The sequence below is a fragment of the Pleurocapsa sp. PCC 7319 genome, from assembly GCF_000332195.1.
GTDB lineage: Bacteria > Cyanobacteriota > Cyanobacteriia > Cyanobacteriales > Xenococcaceae > Waterburya.
This window is the reverse complement of sequence record NZ_KB235922.1, coordinates 291529-316154: the sequence shown is the minus strand read 5'-3', so window position 1 is coordinate 316154 and position 24626 is coordinate 291529. Positions and strand designations below refer to the sequence as shown.

The 24626-nt window shown below is 38.4% G+C and carries 24 protein-coding genes, 2 tRNA genes and 1 other RNA gene; 18 read left to right on the top strand and 9 right to left on the bottom strand.

All coding sequences use genetic code 11. From position 1 onward, the window contains the following. Positions 1 to 856 precede the first annotated feature (856 nt). The 5 genes from PLEUR7319_RS0105580 to PLEUR7319_RS0105560 form a co-directional block, all read right to left on the bottom strand. Positions 857 to 3010 (bottom strand): FHA domain-containing protein, encoded by a 2154-nt coding sequence (locus PLEUR7319_RS0105580; RefSeq protein ID WP_019504217.1) that lies wholly within the window; start codon positions 3008 to 3010, stop codon positions 857 to 859. Positions 3011 to 3171: 161 nt separating this feature from the next. Next, on the bottom strand, positions 3172 to 4074 hold the full coding sequence (locus PLEUR7319_RS0105575) for a hypothetical protein (RefSeq protein ID WP_019504216.1): 903 nt from the start codon (positions 4072 to 4074) through the stop codon (positions 3172 to 3174). Between the two features lie 45 nt (positions 4075 to 4119). Continuing rightward, positions 4120 to 5061 carry a hypothetical protein gene (locus PLEUR7319_RS0105570; protein WP_019504215.1) on the bottom strand — a complete coding sequence of 314 codons (942 nt, stop codon included), beginning with the start codon at positions 5059 to 5061 and terminating at the stop codon, positions 4120 to 4122. 47 nt (positions 5062 to 5108) lie between these two features. Next, entirely contained in the window at positions 5109 to 6095 is a 987-nt protein-coding gene (locus PLEUR7319_RS0105565; RefSeq protein ID WP_019504214.1) for a hypothetical protein, read from the bottom strand. A 172-nt stretch (positions 6096 to 6267) separates the two neighbouring features. Beyond that, positions 6268 to 7161: a hypothetical protein gene (locus PLEUR7319_RS0105560; protein ID WP_019504213.1), complete on the bottom strand. Its 894-nt coding sequence runs from the start codon at positions 7159 to 7161 to the stop codon at positions 6268 to 6270. Between the two features lie 470 nt (positions 7162 to 7631). Between PLEUR7319_RS0105560 and PLEUR7319_RS37835 the strand changes: the two genes are divergently transcribed. Further along, positions 7632 to 9179, top strand: coding sequence for an FHA domain-containing protein (locus PLEUR7319_RS37835; protein ID WP_019504211.1), 1548 nt, complete (start codon positions 7632 to 7634; stop codon positions 9177 to 9179). A 209-nt stretch (positions 9180 to 9388) separates the two neighbouring features. Here PLEUR7319_RS37835 and PLEUR7319_RS34380 read toward each other — a convergent pair whose 3' ends face one another. Beyond that, positions 9389 to 9832: a GNAT family N-acetyltransferase gene (locus tag PLEUR7319_RS34380; protein WP_019504210.1), complete on the bottom strand. Its 444-nt coding sequence runs from the start codon at positions 9830 to 9832 to the stop codon at positions 9389 to 9391. A 166-nt stretch (positions 9833 to 9998) separates the two neighbouring features. Continuing rightward, positions 9999 to 11117 carry a transporter substrate-binding domain-containing protein gene (locus tag PLEUR7319_RS0105545; protein WP_144054256.1) on the bottom strand — a complete coding sequence of 373 codons (1119 nt, stop codon included), beginning with the start codon at positions 11115 to 11117 and terminating at the stop codon, positions 9999 to 10001. 318 nt (positions 11118 to 11435) lie between these two features. Between PLEUR7319_RS0105545 and PLEUR7319_RS0105540 the strand changes: the two genes are divergently transcribed. The 17 genes from PLEUR7319_RS0105540 to PLEUR7319_RS0105455 all read left to right on the top strand — a co-directional run bounded on the left by PLEUR7319_RS0105540 (position 11436) and on the right by PLEUR7319_RS0105455 (position 22314). Beyond that, a complete protein-coding gene (locus PLEUR7319_RS0105540) occupies positions 11436 to 11987 on the top strand; it encodes a DinB family protein (RefSeq protein ID WP_036798719.1) in 552 nt (183 codons plus the stop codon). A gap of 146 nt (positions 11988 to 12133) precedes the next feature. Next, positions 12134 to 12313: a photosystem II assembly protein Psb34 gene (gene psb34, locus PLEUR7319_RS0105535; protein WP_019504207.1), complete on the top strand. Its 180-nt coding sequence runs from the start codon at positions 12134 to 12136 to the stop codon at positions 12311 to 12313. A 173-nt stretch (positions 12314 to 12486) separates the two neighbouring features. Continuing rightward, the gene (gene psbP, locus PLEUR7319_RS0105530) at positions 12487 to 13041 is read left to right on the top strand and encodes a photosystem II reaction center PsbP (protein ID WP_019504206.1); all 555 of its coding nucleotides are present in this window, start codon (positions 12487 to 12489) and stop codon (positions 13039 to 13041) included. Between the two features lie 143 nt (positions 13042 to 13184). Beyond that, complete coding sequence (locus PLEUR7319_RS0105525; RefSeq protein WP_019504205.1) at positions 13185 to 13790, top strand: nucleoside triphosphate pyrophosphatase; 606 nt, start codon at positions 13185 to 13187, stop codon at positions 13788 to 13790. Between the two features lie 453 nt (positions 13791 to 14243). Then, positions 14244 to 14603 (top strand): hypothetical protein, encoded by a 360-nt coding sequence (locus tag PLEUR7319_RS34375; protein WP_019504204.1) that lies wholly within the window; start codon positions 14244 to 14246, stop codon positions 14601 to 14603. 75 nt (positions 14604 to 14678) lie between these two features. Then, positions 14679 to 15515 carry a hypothetical protein gene (locus PLEUR7319_RS37830; RefSeq protein WP_019504203.1) on the top strand — a complete coding sequence of 279 codons (837 nt, stop codon included), beginning with the start codon at positions 14679 to 14681 and terminating at the stop codon, positions 15513 to 15515. 334 nt (positions 15516 to 15849) lie between these two features. Beyond that, a complete protein-coding gene (locus tag PLEUR7319_RS34365; protein ID WP_019504202.1) occupies positions 15850 to 16527 on the top strand; it encodes a hypothetical protein in 678 nt (225 codons plus the stop codon). After that, on the top strand, positions 16524 to 17297 hold the full coding sequence (locus tag PLEUR7319_RS0105505; RefSeq protein WP_019504201.1) for a hypothetical protein: 774 nt from the start codon (positions 16524 to 16526) through the stop codon (positions 17295 to 17297). The genes PLEUR7319_RS34365 and PLEUR7319_RS0105505 overlap by 4 nt, the downstream gene beginning before the upstream one ends. 114 nt (positions 17298 to 17411) lie before the next feature. After that, positions 17412 to 17714 (top strand): YkvA family protein, encoded by a 303-nt coding sequence (locus tag PLEUR7319_RS0105500; protein ID WP_019504200.1) that lies wholly within the window; start codon positions 17412 to 17414, stop codon positions 17712 to 17714. A gap of 301 nt (positions 17715 to 18015) precedes the next feature. Beyond that, positions 18016 to 18089: transfer RNA gene (locus PLEUR7319_RS0105495), tRNA-Arg, on the top strand. Between the two features lie 112 nt (positions 18090 to 18201). Continuing rightward, positions 18202 to 18298: signal recognition particle sRNA small type (gene ffs, locus PLEUR7319_RS38840), an RNA gene on the top strand. A 37-nt stretch (positions 18299 to 18335) separates the two neighbouring features. After that, the gene (locus PLEUR7319_RS0105490) at positions 18336 to 18527 is read left to right on the top strand and encodes an extracellular solute-binding protein (RefSeq protein WP_019504199.1); all 192 of its coding nucleotides are present in this window, start codon (positions 18336 to 18338) and stop codon (positions 18525 to 18527) included. 169 nt (positions 18528 to 18696) lie between these two features. After that, entirely contained in the window at positions 18697 to 19029 is a 333-nt protein-coding gene (locus PLEUR7319_RS0105480) for a nucleotidyltransferase family protein (protein WP_026102327.1), read from the top strand. Position 19030: 1 nt separating this feature from the next. Then, a complete protein-coding gene (locus tag PLEUR7319_RS0105475; protein ID WP_019504196.1) occupies positions 19031 to 19330 on the top strand; it encodes a DUF86 domain-containing protein in 300 nt (99 codons plus the stop codon). Positions 19331 to 19449: 119 nt separating this feature from the next. Further along, positions 19450 to 19659 carry a type II toxin-antitoxin system HicB family antitoxin gene (locus PLEUR7319_RS0105470; RefSeq protein ID WP_019504195.1) on the top strand — a complete coding sequence of 70 codons (210 nt, stop codon included), beginning with the start codon at positions 19450 to 19452 and terminating at the stop codon, positions 19657 to 19659. A gap of 13 nt (positions 19660 to 19672) precedes the next feature. Further along, on the top strand, positions 19673 to 19885 hold the full coding sequence (locus tag PLEUR7319_RS0105465; protein ID WP_019504194.1) for a type II toxin-antitoxin system HicA family toxin: 213 nt from the start codon (positions 19673 to 19675) through the stop codon (positions 19883 to 19885). A 344-nt stretch (positions 19886 to 20229) separates the two neighbouring features. Next, entirely contained in the window at positions 20230 to 22314 is a 2085-nt protein-coding gene (locus PLEUR7319_RS0105455; protein ID WP_019504192.1) for a M3 family metallopeptidase, read from the top strand. Between the two features lie 328 nt (positions 22315 to 22642). Here PLEUR7319_RS0105455 and PLEUR7319_RS0105450 read toward each other — a convergent pair. Together PLEUR7319_RS0105450 and PLEUR7319_RS0105445 are read right to left on the bottom strand one after the other, a co-directional pair. Further along, a tRNA-Leu gene (locus PLEUR7319_RS0105450) sits at positions 22643 to 22724 on the bottom strand. Between the two features lie 51 nt (positions 22725 to 22775). Continuing rightward, positions 22776 to 24413 (bottom strand): family 10 glycosylhydrolase, encoded by a 1638-nt coding sequence (locus PLEUR7319_RS0105445; RefSeq protein ID WP_019504191.1) that lies wholly within the window; start codon positions 24411 to 24413, stop codon positions 22776 to 22778. Positions 24414 to 24626: the final 213 nt, after the last annotated feature.

The window sequence follows — 24626 nt, the reverse complement described above, 5'->3', positions numbered from 1 at the left end:
ACTTGCACCACATCTTATTCGATTGAGAATCACGATATCACTTTGATCATAGAGAAGTATACCTAATAGATAAGCAAAAGTTAGAGACTGTTTACTTCTTTCGTTGATAAACAATACGAGACGTTTTTCAGATGTTTTACTTAACTGTTTGATTTAGGATTCAGTTATGAAAAGTTGGAGTTGAAACTAATAAATTATTGAAAAATCACAAAGAAAACAAATGAAGAAATAATCATTTTTTTCTATCGCTTTTGAACCTTATGCTTTTAGTTTAGCCATAAAAGAAATAGCAAAAAAAATAGATAAAGGTTAGCTAATACTTGCACATTAAACTATATAGTAGTAGATATATCATGGATAATATTCTGATTTTTGGCATCTGGATTTTAATTTCATTTTTAGATAGTAACGTAGCAAAACGAAAAGGTAGAAGCCGTCTTTTTTGGTTTTTTACCGTTTTGATAACTAGCCTAAATAGAACCGATAAAAGAAACAAAAAAACAAAACTCCTAAAAACCTACAAACGCTTAACTGTTTTAGAAAAATTTATCCCTCTTATTTTTTTTATTCTATACCTTTGTCTGATTTTATACTCCTTGATTGGTTTTTAAAAATAAGTTATATTGTTTTACTTTTTAGTTAATATAGATGACTACGATCAACTTTTATGTTAGGTATTTAAAAACTGATAGCTAATAGCTAAAAAGGATAAATGATGTGTCTTAGCTGAAAACTTAAATCATATTACCCGCTCACGAAGCTATATAAGTAAGCGAAACAATTGAATCAGTGGAAGTGAGGAATGTGTCACAAGTTTTGAAACATCCAGGTCTATTCAAAGTTTTGTTTTGGATAATTACATTTGCTTGAGTTTTTCAAATTCCGATAATTCTGTGATCAAGCTTTTCTGTTGCGCCGTATATTTATCTAAATTGTTCTGAATTTGAATTTGTTTTTTTTCAATTTCTACCAGGCGATCGCTATAGGCTTCGCTGACAATTTCTAGTCCATCAGCAATTTGTTTATCTTCTAATTCAAGGTTTAAGGTGATATCTTGAACTACCTTATCTAGTAGATTTTTGGTAAAAGATTGATAGTAACTAGATAAGTCTTTTTTCAGTTTGACTTCTGCTTCATCCAATTTTAGATCGTTCTCGCTGTTGTAGCTGTTGATCAAAAGAAAGATAATTCCACAGACAAATATCCCAAACAGCCAAGGTTGCTGCTTAAATGTCCCTGAAAGGTTTTGCATCATTTGACTTTTACTAGATTTAATACCGACAAAGCCCAGCACCAGAGTCAGCATCATCATTATCTGCATCATCTGACTTCTAAGTTGCTTCATAATGTATGCACCAAGAGACTTCTGCTTGTGGATAGTTTCACAATTAGTCCCGGCAAAAGAAATCAGAAAATTATTTTGCACATTAATATCATTGGGAGTAGAAAAGGGAGATTCGGATAATACTTGGGGAATGATTTTAGTTTTTTTCTCTAATCTGTCTAATAAACCGTATAAACCCCCATTACAGTAAACATGACTAACTTTATGCCATTCCTCTGTTGCCCATTTTTCCAATGAATCGGTACAAAAACTAATGAGGCTCGTATTGATATCATCTGAATTAGAAGAATCATCATTTAGCCGAATGATCTTCTGTCCATTTTTTTTAGCAATTACGGGAGTCAAGCTATCGACAAAATCTTGGATTTGATAGACGACGCTTTTCTTACTGTAACCATCAAGTAAGGCTGCTTTAGATTGGGCAATATCTAATTTTATTTGCTTAAAAAACTTATCTTTATTTTGTGTTGCTTCAGCGATCGCCTTTTTACTAACTTCTTTAAAGTTAACCTGGGATAAGCTGGCTAGTTCTTGTTGTTCCTGTGCCAGTTTTTCACTTAATTCCTGCTGTTGCTCTTCCAGCAAGGGTTCGATGGGTTCAGCTGCACGAACAACTTTGACGGTAATGCGTTTTGCCAGGATATTCTCTGGTTGCCGTTTGACGACGTTGCCTAAAATCTTAGCAAAGCGTTCCTGTTTTTTTTGCTGTCTGGGGTCAATTTCCCCTAAGTCTTCGGTATACCAAGGCTTGAGAAAGAGGGGGACTACTTCCCATTTTGATTTTGGTAGGCTTTTGAGCCAAGTATCGATGGTTTTAAGGTTAGTATCGGCAATCTTAGCTGCCTCTGGCTCTTGCTTGCTATCGGGAGTATCTACCAGTAAATAGAGTTGGGAAATATAAGTTAGATCTAGCTTTTGAATAAACTCCTTAACCTCTGGAGTCAATCCCTGCTGGCTGTCTACCGTCACCATCAACAGGTCGCAATCGACAATATCCCAATATTCCTTGTTTTCCTCGCGATCGCTATTGTCTACTCTGATAGAAAATAGAAATTCCGCCACATTTATCCCCGCTCGGGGACAGGCGAGAGTAATAACATCTCCAGAACTGAGGGCTTGACTGTCTTGTACCCGCTCTCCATTCACAAAAGTCCCGTTGGTACTCTGGCAGTCGTCAATATGCCACTGAGTCTTACCTGCTGCTACCAAAGAGCGCACAGCTGCGTGTTGCCAAGATACTCCCTGATATAGTTGGGGATTAATCGCAATATCCGCCTTGGGAGATCTGCCAATAAGATATTTACGGTGGGGACTAAGTTCGACATACTGCTGCAAACCAGTAGCATTATTCAGGTTTTGTCTCAGCTTGAGGCTAACAGATTCTTGGGGGGCATTTGGTTCGGGAATGTCGGGAAGCTCGTCAAATTTAAGCTGAAAAAACCGCTTCAGTTCTCTTTGATTGTTAATTAGATCGAAAACCGCCTGAGCCAGTTGTAACTTATCGCTGACAATCTGGAGGGTTAGTTTTTTATGACTTAAAGTTTTATTTAATTGCGCCAGTTGGCGGGAAATATCGGCAAGATCTTCCCGTTCTTGGGCTTTTCTGGTGACAAACAACTGGAGACTTTCTATAGTTTGACTTAACTTATCCGCTTTCGGTGGCATTTGCTAAACAAGGATAGAGCGAGCGAGAAATAGGTTCACCGAGGCTGTTGCCTCAGAGGGAACAGGGAAGAGGCAATCGGCAACGGAGAAGATAACACCTCCATTGCCCGTTCCCCGTTCCCTATTGCCTTTAAATTAAAAAGAATATTAATAAAACGAGTCTAAGATTTACCCAAAATTGATTGGATATCGTCGAGAATGCCGAATACCGCACTAACACCAACGTTGGTTAGTTCCACACCATCAACGAGGGTGTCTTTGGCAGTATCCGCAGTATCGCTGGTCTTATCTACCAAATCGGCAATACGAGTCAGTGCGTCTTTGAGTTCGTTGGCTTTATCTACCAAATCGCCAAAGATGTCGTCGTGTTTATCGGTAAAGTCTTTGAGGGTATTTTCCGCAGAATTTTCAGTGTCCTCGGCTTTCTCTTTAGCTTTAGTGGTAAGTTCAGTTTGCACCTCTTCTAAATGAGTGGTGAGATGTTCCAACAAGTCCGCCAATTTAGTGCTGGCATCGTCGGCGATCGCATTTTGTGTATCCGAGGATTTATCGTCAATTTCCGATTCGCAATCGGCGATCGCATCGCTAACTTCGTTTTCTAAGTTATCTTCCGACTCGGAAAGGTTTTCGGTCAGATTTTCCTCTACTTCTTTGACCTTATCTTGCAGGTTGGTAATGGTATCCCGCACTGTCTCAAACAGGTTTTCTAATTCCGAACTATCCTCTTTGGCTTCGTCACCCAGTTCTTTAAGCTCTTTGGTAGTCTCTTCTAGTTCTTGGCTGGCGGAAGCCTGTAAAGATTCAATGCTGCTACCCATGTCTGCAAAACCTTGAGATACAGCCTCGGACTCGGCATTTAGTTCGGCTCTAGCATCGGAAATACGCTCCAATAAAGCTTCTGCCCTGGCTGCTAGGGTACTCCAATTATCATCAAAATCCGTCGAGACATTGGCTAGTTTGGCTCTGGCATCGGAAAGATCTTCACTAGCACTATCTGCTCGGTCTAATAATTCTTGTAACTTCGTCACCGTCTCGGCTGCGGTGTTTTCAAAATCTACTGCCATTAGTAATGCTCCTCTAGACTATTTAGTTCAACAATTTCAGTTAATTTATACGTAATCGTCAAAATCGATACAGGCTTTATCGGCAGCAGAGCGCACGCTATCGACTTGACCTGTTAGGGGTCCAATTAAGACTTGAATCTTCTCGAACAGAGGTTCTAATAACTTTCTTTGAGTAGAAGATTCCTCTTCAGAGTCGGAGATTTTCTTCGCCATGTCGTCGATGGAGTCTGTAACGCTTTCTACCGCATCATCGATTAAATCTTTAATCTTAGATTCGATAGTTTCTTGGGTTTTATCCATCAAACCATCTACTCCTCCCGATAACATTTCGGAAGTATCGTTGAGACTGCTACTAAAATTTTTAGCAATATCGGCAAATTCCACAGCCATAGTAGCCACGTCATTTTTAACGTTAGTTTGTCCCTGGTTAACCCGTTTGGTGAAGCTGTCGACTTCTTTTTCCATCGCTTCGCTGGCAGACTCTAATTTTTTCCGCAAGGAATCGATTTTATCAATCGTATTTCCCATTGCATCAGCCAGCTTTTCCTTCCCTTCCTCGATCGCATCGCAGGCTTCGGTGAGTTCTTTATCGCTTTCTTGCTGTTGCTCTTGGGTTTGCTCCCGGTCTTCGTCGAGTTTTGCTTTAAAATTCTCTAGTTTTTCTTGAGTTTCTGCTACTTCTGCATCAAGTTTTTTAGTAGCTTCGTCAAAGAACTCGGTTAATTCTTTGACATCCGTTTCAAACTTTTCTACCTCAGATTCGGTTTGGGATTGGTGTTCGGCTACCTCTTCGCGCATCTCATTGAGAGCCTGTTGTACCTGTGCCAGAATGTCTGCTACCTGCTGTTGCTTTTCTGCCACATTTTCGGTCAGTTGGTTGGCTTCCGCCTCCACTTCCTGGGATTGGGTGATGATGCCATCGAGTCGCCCAGGAAACTCCGTAACCAACTGGGACATCAAATCTAAAGAATTGGCTAAATCGCTCATGGAAACTTGCTCCTAGAAAAAATCAACAAATGAAAAGTAATGGGAAATTAGAATATACTGACGATCGCAGCTAATGCACCCGTAACTGCCTTGGCTGCTGCCAACATGGGTAACAAGGGAGATAAGGCGGTGGTGACGCTCGTACCAAAGGTCATCATGGTTACGTTCTCGGCAACCTCTTGGATCATGGCTTCGACAGCATCTTTGATTGCCTCTTCAAAGCTCTCGACGATTTTTTCCTTCATTTGCGTCCCTGCATATTCTTGGGAGTTTTCTAAGACTTCGTGCAGATTTTCTTTAAGTTTGTCCCCCAGCTCATCGGTATCCGAACCAAAGGAAGTCAACATCTCTTCAAAGTTGCCAGTTAACTCTTCAAATCCTGAACTAATTTCTTCGAGTTGTTCGTCGGTCAAATGACTGCTAAATTCATCGAGCAAAGAGTCGAGGTCAGATTTTAAGGTTTCGCCAATATTACTAACCGTATCCTCAAAATCATCTTCTGTTTCTTTTTGGGCAGATTCAAGATCGGACTGTAACTCTTTAACACTGTCATTAAAGTTATTAAAATAGCTTTCAGAATTGTCGCTGCCTTCTCCAACGTTGTTTTCCATCTCGACAATGGTTTCTGCCAGTTCGTTAAAGGCAGCAATAACTTCTTCTAAGTTATTCTCCAATTCCTCTTGACGACTATCGTTAGCCTCACCAAATTCATTTTCGGCATTATCTACAGTTTCGTTTCCGTCATCAAGTTTGGTCTCCAATTCTGCCAAAGCAGTTTGCAACTCTGACATAACTCGCAACATATCGTCGCGAGAGTCGCTAAATTCTTGGTTGGTATCTTCAAATTCTTTAGTGGTAGTTTCTAAGCTTTCGATAATACTTTCTTTAGTTTCTTCCAGACTTGTATTAGTCGATTCCAACTGTCCTGACAAATCGGTCATTTGGTTAGAAGCCAATTCGATCGCATCGATAATTTGTTGCAGTTTCTCGCTAGATTCTTCGAGATTTTGTTCCAAGATATCTGCTGCTGGCATGACTGTATCGCTCCTATACTAATTTATGAGTGTGATGGCTATAGCCGTACAAAGTTATGCTAGGACAAGCAAAGTTACTGGTTCGTAAGTAGCAAGTAACAAGTAACAAGTAACAAGTAGCAAGTATCAGTTTTAAAAAGTGTCCTAACTTAAATACGTAATGCTCTAAGATTTATCCTAGTAAGACTTTGGCGGTTTCAAGGACTGGCTCTACTTGCTCGATCAGGTCGGTAACTTCCGAGACTTTATCGACGATTTGACCGACTTCACCTTCCAAAAGATTGGTCATTTCGCCCCCAGCACTATCGAGGATGCCAAAGGCTTCGGTTAATCCTGCCGACGAACCAGTTAACTCTTCCATAATCTCTTCGGCAAACTTAGTTGCGATCGCAGCGGTAACGTTTTCGGTAAGGGAATCTAGGTTACTTTCTGAGTCTTGTTTGAAATTGTCGGATTTTTCTTCTACTTGAGAAAAGTTTTCTCCTAAAGTTTCCATGTTTTCGCCCAATTCAGTAGCTAATGCCTCAAACTGCTCGATCAGGTCTTCTTTTTTCGCGGCAAAGCTTGCCTGGGCAGCTTCCACTGCGTTATCGTGTTCCTCAATCTTGCCTTTGGCAGTTTCCTCATGGTCTCCCAGTGCTTCTGAGAGGTTATTAATATTTTCGACGAAGGTATTGAGGCTATTAGTATTATTCTCCTTTTCCTCTGCCAGTTGTTCTGCCATCTCTGTCTTACGGCTTTGCACCTCTGAAAAGCGAGTCGTAAACCTGTCCATTGCTTCATTGACTCCCTCGCCAACTTCGGTAATTTTTTCTTGAAAGGAGGTGAGCTTTTCCTTGGTAGTTTCCATCTCTGCTTCCAAAGCTTCTTCTGCTTCTTCTAATTCCGAGATAATTGCTGACCAGCTTTCCTGCGCTTCCTGGTTGGCAGTAGTAAGTTCTTCTGCCAAGTTCAGGGCAAACTCAACAATTTGGTCTACTTCATCGAATGCTCGTTCTGCATCGGTAATCAGAACTTGGGATTTGCGATCGCATTCTTCGATCAATGCATTAATTTCTTCAGCCATTTTTTTTAATAATCAAATTTTAGTAATCAAAAATTTAGGATTAAAGCCAAAGTATTTTTTAGCTTTGTTAATTGATTTCAACTCGAACATCACAAAATCAATACGCTTGCCCCACCCAAAAATATGCAGTTATTTATCATCATGTATAAACAATTACAAAATAGTTTAGAGCTATCCTATCGGCTAGGTATTCCTAAATATGCTGTGCTTAGATATGATGAAGACCAACAAAATTGATAATAATTATGTGTGTTATTGGTCTTTAGTTTTGTCCAAAAACGGTTAATCCTACTCTATTACTTCATAGAAGTATATGATGTTTGATATTGCAGGAAACTTTAAATTTTTCTTTTATTTAATCGTTTTGATTTGCATTATAAAACTTAATTTTTTGGCTGTATTGTTGTGAATATAATATTTAATTTCCGCCAAAAGCATAGTTAGGAAATTTTGCAGAGCAGACAAAACATATGACCAAAGACGAACGAGCAAGCTGGGCTACTCTTAGTTGGAAGACCACCTCAGTCGATAATGCGAAAGCCCAAAAATATACCTTATCAACGACAAAAAAGACAATTATTGGTCGCTCTCCTGAATGCCAGATTTCTCTAGATCCGCACGAATATATTACCGTGTCTCGTCGTCACGCTGAGATCAAGCTGTTGGATGCTAACTGGCAAATAAACGATTTGGGCACTACTAACGGTACTTTGGTTAACGATCGCCCTATTAAAAATCCTCAACAATTAGAATCAGGCGATCGCATTACTTTAGGCTCAAAAGGTCCTGAATTTACTTTTGAATGCCTGACTCTTAATACCACGGTAGTGGTAAAGCCAATGAAAATGGAAGTAGCTTCCCCTCCACCAGTCAAACCAGAGGCTTCACCAAAATTAGAAAACAAACCTGTTCCTACTGCCGATGTCGTAGCTGAAGCGAAAAAAACTATTCCCGCATCAAGAGAGGCTCAACCAGCAGCCGAATTATCTCAACCACCCATAGTCCAACCCATCCCTGAACCAGCTCCGAAACCAGAAATTACACCAGTAGCAGAACTCATACCCGAACCAGCCGCCAGACAAGAAGTAGAAACTAAGCAAAAATCTAGCCTCGAACCAAAAGAAGAGACTCGCCCCAAAGCTGCGGTCAATACAAACATATCTAAAGCAAAAGCTACACCACCAGTCATCGAAAACACTCAAAGTCCTGCACCTGCTAATGTGCAACCCGTTAATTCTGGTAAAACATTGTGGAGTTTAGTATCGATAAGCCAACTATGTCAGATGTCAGGACACTCTGAGTCAGTATTATCACTAGCATTTAGCCCCGACGGACAAATACTCGCCAGTACTGCCAAGGATAAAACAATTAAGCTCTGGAGTGTTGCCGAAGGAACAGAAATTGCTACCCTAACTGGACATAAATTAGCCCCAAATGCCGTAGTGTTTAGTCTTGATGGTCAAACTCTCGCCAGTGGGGGGGCAGATAAGACAATTAAGCTGTGGAATGTTGCCAGTCAGTCAGAAACAGCTTCTTTTGTCGCACACAAACTAGCTATTAATGCTCTAGCATTTAGTCCCGACGGACAAATACTCGCCAGTGGGGGAGCAGATAAAACAATTAAGCTGTGGAATGTTACTAGTCAGTCAGAAACAGCTTCTTTTGCAGCACACAAACTAGCCATTAATGCCTTAGCATTTAGTCCCGACGGGCAAATACTAGCTAGTGGCAGTAGAGATAAAACAATTAAGCTGTGGAATGTTGCTAGTAAAGAAGAGACAGCAACAATGGTCGGACATAAACAAGGAATTAGTGCCATTGGTTTTAGTCCCGATGGACAGACAATTGCCAGTGCTGGGGCAGACCAAACTATCAAGCTCTGGAACAAAGAAGCTCAGTCAGAAATAGTAGCGATCGCCACTCCCAGCTGGCAAACTGGTGCGATCGCAATTTCTGCTGATGGTCAAACTTTTGCAGGTAGCAACGAACAAGGCGCAATTGAATTGTGGCAAATTTAATATGAAATACAAAAATCAACGCTACATATATTTTCTCCGTGTCTCTCTACCTCCGCGTCTGCGCGTCAATTATCCGTAGCCAATTTAAACATATTTCATATAAGGTCGCCAATAGAAAATTTAGGCGCTGGTGAATGCGTAATGCTTTAGAAAAAAATAAAGGCAATCTCAAGTCTCTTTCAATAAATTATGATGCTTACGTCAGTAACCTAATTTAACTCTGCGTACTCCATGTAAATTCTCTCCTTTGTTTGTGTTTGAATAACAAAACCTTTCCGCTTATATAAGTTAATTGCTGGATTGACTGCTAAGACTCTAAGTCGCAGGGGTATTTGTAATGTTTTAGCTTCATTAATTAACTGTTTGATTAAAAATGAACCAATTCCACGATGCTGAAAATGAGGAAGTATATAAAATTTCGTTAATTGTATGTGGCTTGGAGATCTCTCGACTGCCAAACATCCAATATCTTGACTGTTAAGCTGAATAATCTGATGGGTTAACAAATTAATTGAATTGTAAGTTCTTGTCCACTGTTCTTCATCAATCCAACTTCCCCAGGTCTGCTCAACATAAGTTTGCATGGTTACTTTTGTCACTTCATAAATAAACTTGAAGTCAGCTTCTGATATGGGACGAAGAGCAATATGCATCTATTCTTATCAACCTCATTACGAAAAATATTAGGCGTTAGTAAATGTCTAATTTTCTTGTTTTGAGAAGAGTTGCATTTGGGACAGTACATTAGCATAACATTTAGTCTTGATCATCCCATTTTAAGCTTTTTGGTATTACCCATTAACCAACGCCAAAATTTAATCAATTAATTGAATTCATTTGCTCCGTCTCACCAAACCATTTTTGGTAAATTTCATCGTAAACGCCACTTTCAACTATTGATAGTATGACCTGGTTAATTTCTTCTCTATAAGGACTATCCGTCTTTAAGGCAATACCATAACTTTGTCGTTCAAAAACTGTGCCAACAACTTTAGCTTTACCTGCACCATCTCGAACAGTATAATTTTGTAGAACAGGAGAATCGTAAACAACTGCGTCTACTTGTGATTTTTCCAGAGATTGAAAAGCTTCTTCTACCAGTTCGTATTCAATCTTTTTTATCGGACGATTAGCTAAATATTCCGCTGCTGTACTACCTTTGACAGTGGCGACTGTTTTTCCTGTAAGATCTTCTAGTCCTTGGATAGTGGTTTCTAGCTGCTGTACTGTCAAAGCAGAACTAACAGAAGCAGTGAAATATGATACTAATAATACTCCCGTAAACATCCAGACGGTTGCAATGATTCGCCCCGCAATACCGATAGGTGCTTTATCTCCATAACCTACGGTGACTACTGTTACTACAGACCACCAGCAAGCTTCCCATATTCCCTTCAAGTATTCTTGAGGAAACATCTCAGGATTATGTTTTCGTTCAAAAAACCATAGTAAATGAGCCGAAATAACAATTACGATTAATAACACAACGATGGTTTTTAAGAGAATTGGCGAAAAAATTAGCCAAATAAAAGTACTAATAGGAGAAGCTGCAGAATTTATCGGTACTAATATCTGCAATCCCGATTCAAAAAAGGAGTGAGAGAAATCTAAGTTTTTTTCTCTTTCGGAGGTAATGGTAATACCAGCGATCGCCACATCCGTATTTCCTGACTCTACTGAACTCAAAAGATCTGTAACAGTTTTTTCGCCATATAATTCATAATCTAATTCTAGTTCTTTAGCTATTTCCTGCCATAAATCGATACTAAAACCAATGTATTCACCATCTTGAACAAACGCAAAAGGAGCAAAAGGTTTTGTGCCAACTCTTAAAGTTTTTGATAAACCTGGCGTTTGGATCATCCCAATCAAAAACGAAGATATTAATCCAGATAAACCCCAGTGAATAACTTTTTCTTTTAACAATTTATCGAACATTAAATTAATCATAAAGGGCTTCGCCCTAGCTATTAGCTATTAGCTATTAGCTATTAGCTTCAATCAAATAGGGTTTTAGACCCTACCTGATTGTAGACATCGCATAGGCGATGGGATTTTAAACCCAATAGCTTTAAGCTGTTAGCCGTTTACAAAGCGTAATCTTTAGAGCTAAGAGCTAAAAGCTAAGGGCTAAAAGCTAAGAGCTAAAAGCTTTTTGATAAGAATAAAGGATGAATTACGGCTAAAGAATACAAGAGTGTTGGGACTATAAGCAGGAATTATAATTTTTCTAAAATATAAAACTGGATTGATTTGATGAGTCTGTTAAATAACTTACAACTAATGAGCCGATATAACCAATGGATGAATCAGAAAGTTTATCAAACAGCTCAAAAGTTAGACCATGAGAAAATCAAACAAGATCAAGGAGCATTTTTTGGCTCAATTTTGGGAACTCTCAATCACATTTTTGTAGCAGATGTAATTTGGTTAAGGAGATTTTCACAATATCCTCAACAATATAAAAGTCTCAATCATTTACCAGAGTTAACTAGTTACACAGCCTTAGACCAGATCGTAGCCGATGATCTTGAGGCTTGGTATCAATCTAGACATGAACTCGATTTAGTTATTATCAACTGGTGTCAAGAAATTAGCTCAGTCGATTTAGATCACGGTCTGCAATACACCGATACTAAAGGACAGCAGTATCAGAAAAACTTTGGACAACTGATACAGCATTTTTTTAATCATCAAACCCATCACCGAGGTCAAGTTTCTACTCTAATTAATCAACAGGGAGTTGATTTGGGAGTTACTGACCTACTGATGATTATTCCTGAGCAATTAGATCCCCATGAAAGTTAAACCACCAATTAATCAAAATGCTTGTCCGATAAGTATTGGGAGTCACAGATTTCTTGGGAAAAATGTAAATGTTTATTGTGCGATTAGATAAATAAGATTACTATTTATGAAGGTTTATAAATAGTAATCAGAGGAAATAAAAATTCATGCCTTATACAGAGGAAGAAGGGGGAAGACTAAATAATTTTGCTAGAGAACCCCAAATGTATACAGCAGAAGAGCCAAACGCAACTGAAAAACGTAACTATGTGATTTTTGGTGTATTAGCATTTTTGCTCGTTGGCGGAATTATGGCTGTTGCAGTATTTGCATCAAGTGCTAGCTAAATTTTTAACTATTAAATATTCCAATCAGTAAAAAATTGTTTGAATTTTACCCTGTGTTTTAATATTTGTAGCGCAGGGTATTTCTTTGTGGTTTAGAGTCTTGCTGCATCATGAGACAATAGCAAAAGAAATAATAACATCAGAAACAAATTAATAGAGGTAATAGAATAAAAATGTTCAAGTCGTTTTTCGCTGGATTGTTAATTGTCCTATGCTTAATAATATCAAGTTGTTCAGCGGGAGTAAGCGGATTACAGAGCTATGTCAACACCAATAAAGGATATGAATTTTTATATCCTAATGGTTGGATTCCTGTTAATTTAGGCTCATCTGCTAGAGGGAGCGTGGATGTTGTATTTCGAGATTTAGTAGAAAGAACAGAAAATCTCAGCGTGATTATCAACGAAGTTCCTGATGGTAAAACATTAGAAGATTTAGGAACTCCTTCTGAGGTAGGATATCGTCTATTAAAAGTAATTAATAGTACTCCCAAAGCCGACAGAGAAGCCGAATTTATTAGAGCCGAATCTCGTGAGGGTACAGATAAAACTTACTATTTATTAGAATACGAAGAAAATTTACCCGATCAGGGAGAAAGACACAATATAGCCAGTGTTGCAGTAAGTCGAGGCAAAATTTTTACATTTAGCTTGTCTACTCCTCAGAGACGTTGGGATCAAGTTAAAGATAGTTTTGAAATCGCCGCTAAATCTTTCTCTGTACGTTAACCGTTCAAAATGATGTGGATAAGGGATGAGGGATAAAATAACTCAATAGCTCTTAGCCGTTAGCTTTTAGCTTTTAGCTTTAAGTTAAAGGTTAGACATAATATCTACTCTCTCAATTCCTTGTCTAGTCTGTTCTCAATTATATGAATGTCAATTCTTCATCTCCACCTTTTGTTTTAGCTTCTGCTTCTCCTGCTCGTCTAAAACTTCTACGAATGGTAGGACTAGAACCTCTAGTCTGCATTAGTGATTTTGATGAAGATCAGATTCAAATCGAAGATGCGACAGAATTAGTTCAAACCTTAGCTAAATGCAAAGCCGAAACTGTTGCACCACAGTTTGACGATGCTTTAGTTCTGGGTTGTGATTCGGTTTTAACAGTTAACGATCGCATTTATGGTAAGCCTGAATCTCCTCAGATTGCGATCGCCCGCTGGCGAGGAATGCGGGGAAGGATGGGGAAAATTTATACAGGTCACGCTTTATTAGACCTCAAACAACAAAGACAAATAATTCGTTGCGGTATCACTAACGTTTATTTTGCCGATATCAGCGATCGCACTATTGAAGCTTATATTGCTACTGGCGAACCTCTCAAATGTGCTGGTAGCTTTGCCTTAGAAGGAAAAGGCGGTATGTTTGTCGAGAAAATTGAAGGTTGCCATAGTAATGTCATTGGTTTAAGTCTTCCTCTGCTACACCAAATGCTGGAAAACTTGGGCTACAATGTCACCAACTTTTGGCGTTGACACTCACCTACCTGAAGGAAGGTGATTCTTGATTCATCCCGACGTATCTAGATGAGAACAACAATGTTGCCAACACATCCCCGAAATTGGTCGATCCACAAGCTTTTCGTCACTGTTACAAGTGACCCGTTCCTGGTTGCCCCCCAGTACGGTGAAATTTATCGCGAGAGAGACTCTGATCTTAAGAGCATCTCTAATCGCGGTGTCGATTTCTTAACTTCGTGGCTTGAATATTTTACCCAGTCAAGCTGTTCTGACTGGAACCCTATTATATTCAGTTGTCGAGGTACTAATCAAGAACTTGGTTTTCGTTCTTGAGACAATTATACAACGACTGAAACTCTTGGTAAGCTTAGGCAAGGAAGAGGTCTTCTCTCTTACATTAAGGATAAAGTTTATAACCTATAACCTATAACTCCGAATTCTGAACTCCGAACTCCGAACTCATATCAAATGACTTTAAATAAAGAAGTTAAAGCTAAAATTCAGGCAGGGAAAATATTTGAGGCATTAACCATCGCCATAAGTGAAGCTATGGAGCTAGAAGTCACTACCATCTATACCAGTGAGGATCTAGACCAAATTAATTCATCTTCATCAGAAAGCCGTTTATATACACGTTTCAACCTCCTTGATGGCACAGTAAATCATGAAATTGATCTTAAATTAATTGACAATCCAGTCTATGACGAACTACAACGATTGCATATAGAGCAAGTAGAGCAAAGACAAGCATCGTTAATTGAAAAGCTAACCAGCTTGACAAAGATGCGTAATATTTTTACAAACTCGAATCTCTCATCCGAAAAATGATCGAGAATAGCTCGTTGCTCAATCAACTAAAGTTCTAATTGATATCCGACTATCTAACATTCGAGATTAAAACCGATGACATCTAGCGAAGATTTTAAACAGGCAATCAGAACAGGAAACATTAGTGAAGCATTTCTTGTTGCTATGAGTAATGCGCCAAAGTTAGATATTACAACTAAAATAATTTCTAATTCAGGAAAAACTAGACAGATAAATGCTAATCAATCCCCAGTAGATAATTATTTACGCACTCATATCAACTTGATTGAAGGAAAAATCGAGAATGAAATTGGCGAACAATTCGCGGGCGATCGCTACTCGGAAATTAAACAGTTTCACATTGAACAGGTAACTCAAGGACATCAGACAATTCAGCATAATTTAGTTAGCCTCCAAAAAATGTTTCATTTAATGTCGGCTTTTCAGCAACAGCAAGAAAATGCTGGACAATCTAGTTGGGTAGACATAGCCGCAGATGTTACCAGGGAATCTTTACCCGCTAAACCTGAGACAAATCAGCTATCTGGCAATAAATCCCCCGAAGCCCTTGTGGCGGGAAAAGCAGTCAAAAATACTGCTCGGGTTTCATCAGAGGATAATTTAGATGTCGACACGGATCAATTAGAACCGAAGTTACCTTCTTTTGTACCGGAGGATGAAGATGATAGCGTTGTTGACGATTTACTTTCTTTAGCTGATATTGATGATGATGATGATGATGATGCCGAAGATGAAAAACATCCTCAAGCAGAGCAAGGTGACTGGGGAGATTGGTTAGAAGATGAACCCGAAGGTAAGCAAGAGGTTTTTGATCTAAAGTCTCTTAATATTCGCAACGCTGCTCAAAATTGGCAAAATTGGGAATCTCAGCATCATGGAAATTCCCAACCATCTACGGAGCAAGCAGAATAGGAAATATTCACCAGACTATTGAATTGTCATCCATGCTGCCCTCTGACTTCAAAGGCGAAGCCCCAGTCATGTCTTATAGTCATTCCAATTAATTTCCTTATGGTAGATATGTATTAGCAGCAGCCTAAAATATTACTTGCTATTTGCTATTTGCTACTTTTTCCGAAAATCGTCTGGTTGCTATTTGGAATGACTATAATATCAATTTGGACAATACCTGAGACACATAATATTGTCGTAAGGGCGAACCGCCGTTCGCCCCTACAAATAATCTGAATGTTGCACTCTAAATCCCCCAAGCTTGGGGGACTTTATAACTTTATTCCTCCCAGAAATGAAACATAATCTGCTGGAAAATATTACTGCCGTAGAAATAAGCACCGTCATCGTCGAAGAAATTGTTGATGAAGTATTTATTCCTTGGGAAGTTTATCAAGCTATCTACTATCTTTCTCGTTCTTATTTAAAGCAGTCGGGAATTAATTTAACTCTTGGCGATCGCTATTTACAATTACGCCGTCAATTAGAATTAGCCTATTGTTTATTATTGATCGATCCTAGTTCACAGCTTTACAATCGCACTTTGGTATCGGAAATCAAACGGGATTTGCCAGTTTTAACTCAAAGAGACTGTGAATGGGAAACTATTTCTACGAGACTTCCCGCCCCCATTCCTAATAAACGTTACGAAACTATGTCTGCGGTCTATAAGCTATTGCAAGATCGTCAATTTGTTAATGTTTTACGTCAGTTAGACAAAAGAAAAATCGCCTTAGATCGTCGCGATCGCATTTTACGCAGTTCCTCATCGACCAGCAATATTACTGACACTACTTATGCTCAAACTTCTCTACAATTAGATGGCAAAATTATTAACCGCTATTCTCAGGCAATTTTAGGGCGTAGCGATCGCGATCTTTTATTACAACTTCACGAACAGTCAACCACCGCAGGAGAACAACAGTGGCGAGGCTTGGTCAAATTTATGCTTTCTTTGATTGCTAGACAGTGAATAATCAAGCAGTAACGACCAACACAACCAATAATATTAACAATATCTTGAATTCTTGTATCAAGGTGGAAGAATCAAGAATTAGTCGTAGAGTTACTATTCCCCGCCAAGTTCACTTTCAACTTACTCCAGAAATTATTAGTAGCATTGAACAAGTAATACTAAACAAGCAGAAATTATCTCTTTCATCAGCTAAATTAGCTGATTTACGCTATTATGCTTTGCTAAATTCTCCAATAGCAAAAATATTAAATTCAGTTTACCCTAAAAACTTTATCAATCAGTTACCCTTTGAGCAATCTTACTTAATTTTTTCCACTAATTACTTATCAGTCACCAATCAAAAACCAACAACAGTAGTTCGTAGTGTTATCGATTTAGAAGGAAAAATATCTCAGCAAATTCAGCAAAATTTTTGGCAAAACTCTCAATTATTACCTAGAGTTTTAGATGCTCATTATTGGCTAATTTTACAAATATTATCTCAGTTGCCTCTTAAGACTAGGTATCGGATTGCTTGGCTATTTTGGGGCTTGTTTTTACCCATAGCAATCATGATAAATATTTTAGCTTGGTATCTATTACCTCTAAATTATCTACTTAAAATAGTGATTATTTGTAGTATAGTTTGTATATTAAAAATATCTCTTCAATATTTGATTGAAAAACATTTAAAGCCTTGGATTATACATCATTTAATTTATGATTTCCTAGATAAAAAAGTTTATAAGCGTCAATTTGGCTTGAATCTTTTGTGCTTGATACTTTAATTAGGTAAATAAAAAATAGTACTTACCGAAATATTTGGATGAGGTTATCCACACTGAAGTTTAAACCTTGAGCTGTCATAATAAATGTAGTTAATCGAGGACACAAAGACCAAGATGAATTTTTCCCTTTCTTCCCTGTACGACTGGTATCGTAACGCAATTCGCCACCCTCAATATCGTTGGTGGGTAATGCTTGGGACTGTAATATATCTTATTAGTCCGATTGATATTGCACCCGATTTTATCCCAATTTTGGGTCAAATTGATGATGTAGTGGTAGCAGGTTTACTATTTACAGAATTATCGCAAATGCTTATTGCCAAATTACAAGCTAGACAAGAAAATAATAATGTAAATGTAGAAAATGCAAGTAGCGAAACAGTTGATGTCGATGCAGAAACAGTAGCTTCTAATTAGATTCAAACAAAATTCTAAATTTAATTTCAGAAAATAGACTTATTTAGTGCGGTCTGCTTTGAACTAAAAGCGATCGCTCTTTTTGATCAAAAAGCTATAAGCTCTGAGCTCTAAAGCTAAGAGGGTTTAAGACCCCTACTAAACAATACTTGTTTAGTAGTCTACAGTTAGGAGAGGTTTAAAACTTCTTCTAACTAGCTTATAGCTTATAGCTTATGGCTTATAGCTGGGTCGAAGCCCTTTATCGTCAGTTTTTCTAACAATCTAGGATGATAATATGTTAAAATTTTTTAGCTGATTTGGGTCATTAGCTCAATTGGATAGAGCAACGCCCTTCTAAGGCGTAGGTTTCAGGTTCGAGTCCTGAATGGCCTGTGACAAGTTAGCGATCGCTAACTTAAGAAGAAATTCTGCTCAATGGGGAAACTCTCCAATACCAAAAAAATTCTTGGTTATCTTAGCCCTGAGATATGTTATGCTAGTTTGTGATTCGGACTCATGCGGTATTAACGCCCAAACCTTGTCAGGGCCGGAAGGCAGCAGCAATACGGGATGCTTAGCACAGGCGTGATATCCGAATCATCTTTTTAGATATTTTTTCAATTCCAATGTCTTGCGGTTGTGGCTACTGCTTCCCAAAAAACTCATTCACCGGTAGTCTATCCTGTTACCATTGTTAAAGACAGCAAAAATCCTCAAGTTGCCCAACAAATACTGCAATTTCTCTTTTCTCCTGAAGCCCAGGAGATTTTTAAACAGTATGGCTTTTCACCAATAGCTGATCAACCTCGTGTTTCTGTAACTTTTGATTAAGATAGCGGTTCTCAAACTCATGGGTTACAAGTATGAATTTAGTGAAGATTTTAAATTCCCGCTTAAGAAAGAGGTAGATTTACAGGCGATCGCTTGAAATCTGATACGCTGCGATCGCATATTAATAATTCTTCCAAGCTACAATTATTAGATGAAATTTGAATCAATAATGAAGCTCAACAACCTTAAACTACCAATGGAGCAAATCAAAAGTTTTTGCGATCGCTGGCAAGTGTCAGAATTTGCATTGTTTGGTTCTGTATTGAGAGATGATTTTCATTCTGATAGTGACGTTGACATATTAGTACAATTTCATCCTGATTCTCATCCAACTTTATTTGACTTAGTGCAAATGGAAGATGAATTAAAGGATATTTTTAATCGGGACATCGACTTAATTACTCGTAAAGGTATTGCAGCTAGTAAAAATTATTTGCGTCGAGACGCTATCCTAAATTCTGCCCAGATTATATATGAATCGAGATCGCTAGTTTCTTCTTGATATGTTGTTGTCTGCAAAAATTGTTGTTGGCTATGTTGAAGAGAGATCGAGAACAGATTTAGAAAGTGATTTACAGCTTCAAGATGCTGTTGTCCGTAGACTTTTAATTATTGGAGAAGCATCTAATCGAGTATCTAAAATAACTCAGAATAACTTACAAAAAATTCCTTGGAGATTTATTAATGGAATGCGTAATCGTCTTGTTCATGAAGATGATGATATCGATTTTGATATCGTTTGGGATACTTTGCAAAAGAGCTTACCAGCTTTGATTATTGAACTAGAAAAAATTATTTCATAATAATAAATAATATTCACAGGCGATCCCTCTAACTCTGAAAATATGTGATCGCATATTAACAATTCTTCCAAGCTAAGATTATAAAATCCTACTGTCTTATCAACTCAGATTACAAATTGATGATTATTCGAGCAGTTATTGAATGGGATGAAGAAGCACAAGCTTATTCTGCCACTTGTCCAGAACTTAATTTTGTTTCCTCTTTTGGCGAGACCAAGCAAAAAGCGATCGCTAATTTAGAAGATGCTATTAAACTAATGCTTGAACCGATTCCAGATAATTTATATTCTAGTGATTCAACTACCGAACAAATAGAATTGGTCTTGTAAAGATAATTATTTAATGTCCCCTCGTACTCCTCGGCTAACTGCAAAAGAAATTATCAAACAACTCAAAAATGCTGGATTTGATGAAATAGGTCAAACTGGTTCGCATCTCAAGTTATTTAATCAAGAGACTCGACGCACCGCAATTGTTCCAATTCACAGTAGCAAAATAATTCCCATTGGGACTCTTAAAGCTATTGAAAAACAATCTGGTATCAAGTTTTTATAGCTTTTGTTATTAATAGCGATTGGCTCTACCAGTGCGCTTCACGCGCGCTCTCTCTCTCGGAAAGTAGGCGATCGCATATTAACAATTCTTCCAAGCTACAATTATTAGATGAAATTTGAATCAATAATGAAGCTAAGTAACCTTAAACTACCAATGGAGCAAATCAGGAATGGAGGGACTGCAAAAATTCTCGATATCATAAAAACTGTTTTATAGTTTTATATTTTTATGTTGGGATGATAGCAACCAAATTTCGGTAATCCCAACCTGCTTGCTACTGCGAGACTGATAAATAAAGCGTTAGGGTAAATAGATATAAAAATAATCTCTAAGCATCTATTTACATGACAGACGCAACTATTACCAAAAATCCACTATTAATTGGCAAGGGATTACCACCCTTTAACGAAATTAAGGCGGAACAAGTAGTTCCTGCAATGACTCAACTATTAAAAGAGTTAGAAGAAGAGATTAGTAAACTGGAAGAGAATGTAACCCCTACATGGTCTGGTTTAGTTGAACCCCTAACAGCGATTGAAGAGCGTTTGGGCTGGAGTTGGGGAATTGTCGGACACTTGATGAGTGTTAAGAATAGTCCTGAGTTGCGCGAAGCTTATGAGACTGTGCAGCCAGAGATAGTCAAGTTTTACAATCAGCTTAGTCAAAGCAAACCTTTATATGAAGCTTTTAAAGGAATTAAAGAGGGTGCAGACTGGTCTAATTTAGAACCAGCACAACAGAGAATTGTAGAGTCTTCAATCCGTGATTTTGAATTGTCTGGTGTGGGTTTAGAAGGGGAAACCAGAGAGAAATTTAACCAGATTCAGTTAGAGCTAGCAGAATTATCGACTAAGTTTTCTAATAATGTCTTGGATGCAACCAAGGCTTTTAAATTAAAGCTGACTGATAAAAAGGATGTTGAAGGTTTACCCCCTAGTGCTTTGGGGTTAATGGCGCAAACTGCTAAAGCTGAAGGAGAAGAAGAAGCAACTCCTGAGAATGGTCCTTGGGTAGTTACTTTGGATTATCCTAGCTATATTCCCTTTATGAAATACGCTACCAATCGGGAATTGCGGGAGAAACTTTATAAGGCGTTTTTATCTCGTGCGTCAAGTGGAGAACTAGATAATCGCGCTAATATCGATCGCATTCTGGAATTAAGAAAGGAAAAAGCCAATATTCTTGGTTTCGATAACTTTGCTGCCTTAAGTCTGGCAAGCAAAATGGCTCCCGATGAAGCAGCAGTGCAAAAGCTACAAGATGACTTGCGGGTTGCTAGTTATGATGCAGCAGTTCAAGAATTTGAGGAATTAAAAGTCTTTTCTGGTCAAGACGAACTTAAAAATTGGGATGTTAGTTATTGGTCTGAAAAGCAGCGTGAAGCTAAATTTGACTTCAATGAGGAAGAATTACGTCCTTATTTCTCCTTACCCAAAGTTTTAGACGGATTATTTGATTTGGCTAACCGTATCTTTGGCGTAACAATTACAGCTGCCGATGGACAAGCTCCTATCTGGCATGAAGATGTCAGATACTTTCAAATTGCGGATGAGACAGGTGAGGCGATCGCCTTTTTCTATTTAGATCCTTATTCTCGTCCCGCCGAAAAACGTGGTGGAGCCTGGATGAACGACTGCATTGGTCGGGCAAAAATGACTGTCGAAGGTAAAACCGAAACCCGCCTACCTGTCGCTTACCTTACCTGTAACCAAACTCCACCTGTAGAAGATAAACCCAGCTTAATGACCTTTGGCGAAGTAACGACCCTATTCCATGAATTTGGTCACGGCTTACAACATATGTTGACTACTATCGACTACGTAGGTGCTTCGGGAATCAATAATGTTGAATGGGACGCAGTAGAGTTACCCAGTCAATTTATGGAAAACTGGTGTTACGATCGCCCTACTCTTTTTGGGATGGCAAAACATTATCAAACTGGCGAGACTTTACCCGAAGAATATTATCAAAAACTAGTCGCTGCCAAAAACTATATGAGTGGTTCGGCTATGCTGCGCCAATTACACTTCGGTATGTTAGATATGGAACTCCATTCCAATTATCAACCAGGTGGAGAGGAAACTCCCAACGATGTTCGCGATCGCCTGGCAAAAACCACTAGTGTTTTGCAACCTATCCCTGAAGATAACTTTCTCTGTGCTTTTGGGCATATCTTTGCTGGGGGATACGCTGCGGGTTATTACAGTTATAAATGGGCAGAAGTTTTAAGTGCAGATGCTTTTGCTGCTTTTGAAGAGGCTGACTTATCAGATGAAGATGCTGTCAAATCTGTTGGGAAACATTTTCGTGATACCGTCCTTTCTTTAGGCGGTAGTCTACATCCGATGGAAGTATTTCAGTCATTCCGAGGAAGAGAACCCCAAACTGAACCCTTGCTAAGGCATAGCGGTCTATTAGCTTCTGCTTAAGTTAACTAACGAATTGAGAAGTTAAATCTAAAAAAAAAGGTGAGTAGTATTAATCTGGCAAATACATTATCTCCTATGTAACTAAGCCCCGTATATACCTGTATATAGAAGATAACAACCTGGAGCTAATACTACTCAGCTCAATTGATGACCGTAATATCTAGAGGAAAATCTGATAATGGTCCAATAGTTACTTCTTGCTTCACATTGAATTTTATGCGGATCGCTGATTTTTGTAATATTTCTTTACATCAATACCGAAAAAAAGTAACTAAAAATACCAAGCGACCACTCAGTAAGAGCGATCGCTTAATTAATTGAAATTAAATGCGGATGAAAGGACTTGAACCTTCACGTCCGAAAACACTAGAACCTAAATCTAGCGCGTCTACCAATTCCGCCACATCCGCAGAATTTTCACTATCGATCATAATAGCAGATACAGGAAATAATTTAAATATTTACTGTAAATTACAGAATTTACGTTGTCGATCGGCATCTGGCTCTTGCCAAGCATAACTAAAATGACTCACAGAATTTATTTGGGGAGTCGCTTTACGCAAAGCTTCCATCTGAGCTTCTAAAGTAGGATGTTGTCGATAAACTTGACCCCAAGCTCCAGCTAAAGCAGGAATTACTTTAGTTTGTGCGGAAGCTTTTTTGAGAACGGTTTCTACTTCATCGACAATACAATCGGTATTCACATTACAAATGGCATAAGACATAGGATGCCACTCTAAATCCGCCGAAAATTTGTCCCAAGGCTGAAGACGAGAATCAAAGCCACTTCTACCTACTAAACGATTAGCATCGGGGAAAAATACCGCTCCTGCAGGAATCCCTTGATCTTGGGCTGGTCTAGCTGCAAATGAGAGAAAATCAATAATTCCTTGAGCAGCGTGGGCGACAGAAAAAAACCATAGGTCTGATTGTAAATTTCGATGGCGAGATTGAATCGAAGCTTTAGATTTAGAATAATTACGTCGACCTTGCCACTTCGCCTGAGTTTCTTGAGGGTATTGCTGATCGATATTTTTAATATCTTTAATGGTCAAATTACCAGTTTCAATATAATTTTTAATCATCGCCAATCCTTTTTTATTACCGGCGCGATTATAGAGAGCGTTTAGGGATGACTTGCCATGTATCCACAGATCTTGAACGCTATTAACTGAAGACTGACCTCCAGTTCCTTGAGGATAGCGAACATAGTCAAATAAAATACCGTCTGGCTGACGTTTCAAGACTGCTTGTACTAATGTATAGTAGTCTGTTTGCGCTTGACGAGAATAGGGATCGATAAAAGCTTGAGCGCGATCGTGAACAACAGTCAAACTGTCTTGACCCGTTCCATTACGAGCAAGGGCTTCTTGGCGATCGGGACGTTGGGCATAGTTATAACCAAAATTCATGGTAAATAGCCAGGCATAGACTTTTAATCCTCTTTGATGGGCTTTATCGATTGTTTGTTGCAGTAAATCGATATTTTCTCCTCCAGGCGATCGCACTACTGAGGTCCAGGGTGTTGGATTATCCCCGGGAGGTAAGAGGACTTGACTATCATAAAAAACTTCTAGATGGACTTTGTTATAGCCCAAATTAACAATACGATCTAAAACATTGTCAATTGAACCAGGACTAACATCACAAGGATATAGACGGAGCCAAGTAGCTTGTTCTTGAGGCCAAGTTTGACTACGGCATAAATGTAGCATCTGAGAATGTTTTTGGACAATAGCATTGTATTCATTAACAGCAATTGGGTCTTTGTCTAAAGAAGCTTGGAATAGCTTTTCTTTGGCGTCTATTTCTTCGGGAGAAAATTGACAATAAGGACCTACTGCTGCCTGCGCTGATTTGCTTCCCCAAGGACTGAATAATCCCAATGCTGTAATTAGTGACGCAGCAATCAACTGTGATGGTACATACTTAGCAATAGCTCCTAGAAGAGTAGATTGGGCGGTTGCATGACCTCGATTGAGCGAGTTATTGCTAGCAGACCAACGAACTGATTTTTGATGAGATTTATTATTATCTTTAGGTTCTAAACTGCTCCATAATAAATACTGTTCTGTAATTTTACAAGTTTTAAATACCATCTTTAATTTCTCCCGACTACTGAGCAAAAGAATAGTTGCCAAACCTTTCTAAACAGTTGGTCAGTTTGGTTATATTAATTAATTTTTAGTTGTCGACTAAATATATATTTGTTTAACAACTTTTATATTATTGAAACAATATTTTAACAGGATTACTCAGAGGATTGGGAAAGTTACCAAGGTAAAAAAGCTAAATTCACTACTAATTAAAAT